2 protein-coding genes and 1 pseudogene are annotated in these 1,334 nt (G+C 46.6%); 1 reads left to right on the forward strand and 2 read right to left on the reverse strand.

What is annotated here, in order from left to right; genetic code table 11:
• Positions 1-117: 117 nt before the first annotated feature.
• Positions 118-282, forward strand: a pseudogene (locus A3757_RS25015) (hypothetical protein); the annotation flags it as partial.
• A gap of 68 nt (positions 283-350) precedes the next feature.
• On the opposite strand, the gene A3757_RS03090 reads toward A3757_RS25015, so the two are convergent.
• Both A3757_RS03090 and A3757_RS26205 read right to left on the reverse strand, forming a co-directional pair.
• A complete protein-coding gene (locus tag A3757_RS03090) occupies positions 351-1,022 on the reverse strand; it encodes an OmpA family protein (protein WP_156490355.1) in 672 nt (223 codons plus the stop codon).
• Positions 1,023-1,069: 47 nt separating this feature from the next.
• On the reverse strand, positions 1,070-1,334 hold a 265-nt coding region (locus A3757_RS26205), incomplete at its 5' end, for a DUF6524 family protein (RefSeq protein WP_197469700.1).

Below are 1,334 nucleotides of genomic sequence, written 5' to 3' on the forward strand. Positions count from 1 at the left end.
ACTGTTTTGTGACTTCTCCTAGCGCGCCTAGTGAACCTGATGCGCCACTTACTTTAGACAGGTGGCATACTGTCTAAAGTAAGTGGCGCATCAGGTTAACTAGGCGAGCTAGGAGAAGTCACAAAACAGTTTGAAGCCTTAGGCTTGAGCCCGGATATGGTGCTGAAGGTCGCACAGATGGCCATTGAATATTTCTCTGGAGACTCTAAGTCATCTGATGAGCAAGGTTCAGGTATCGATATTGGTGGTTTACTACAGAAAGGCTTAGGTGCAATTTTGTAGTTCTATCGCAAATTACGAATAAAAAAGGGTGCTATGAGCGCCCTTTTTTATTGCGATAAGTGACGGCTTTACTTTCCTGCGCTTTCTAAAGGAAGTAGCTTTAATTCTACACGGCGATTAGCCTGACGGCCTTCGGCAGTGTCATTAGAAGCAACTGGGAAGCGTGGCCCTTTACCCGAAGAGTGAATGCGCCCAGAGGCAATGCCACGAGTCTGGAGTGCATACTTAACGCTGTTAGCACGCTGTTCGCTGAGAGTCTGATTAAACGATAGCGCGCCAGTGGAGTCTGTATGCCCGGTGATTTCAATTGCAGTCTTATCAAATTCCTTTAAGACCAGTGATACAGAATGAATGATTTTCTCAAAACTGGCCTGTAAATCCGACTTACCCGTTTCAAAGGTAATGTTGCCAGGCATCACTAAGATTATTTCGTCGCCCACACGCTTAACGCTTACGCCGCTATTTTTTAGCTGGTGCCTTAGTTTTGCTTCTTGCTGGTCCATGTAATAACCCGCACCACCACCAATAGCGCCACCGGCAACGGCACCAATAAGTGCGCCTTTGCCTCGGTCAGACTTACTCGAGGTTGCAACCCCGATCAGTGCTCCCGCGACTGCCCCGGTCACTGCGCCTGTCGTTGCGCTTGATACTTCTTCTTCACCGGTATAAGGGTCATAGGTCATACAAGCACTGGTTAAGGATGCTAGAACAGTAAGGCTTACGATTTTCTTATTCAACATGAGTTTGCTCCATTATTTCCGTATATATAAATAGTGCTAAAAGGTGCTTAGACTTCGTCTACGTCAACTTGTCCGGATAGCCTGCGCCGAATATGAGACCAGCTCATGCCCAAACATAGAATTGCAGATATAAAAATTTCTAATAACCAGACGAAAGCACTGGGTTCACTTATGCTAATTAAGCCAATATCGATTAATGCCCAGATAATAATCGCGACGAGCAGCGCTGCGAGGGTGAGCCCGACGGGCCCTAAAGATTTTAGCGTAGCTCTAACGTAAATAACCCAGCCAATGATTAAGGCGACTGCTGAT

Source organism: Oleiphilus sp. HI0117, assembly GCF_001635235.1.

Coding starts and splice junctions, on each gene's coding strand:
- A3757_RS03090 (WP_156490355.1), bottom strand. CDS start 1,022: ATGTTGAATAAGAAAATCGTAAGCCTTACTGTTCTAGCATCCTTAACC.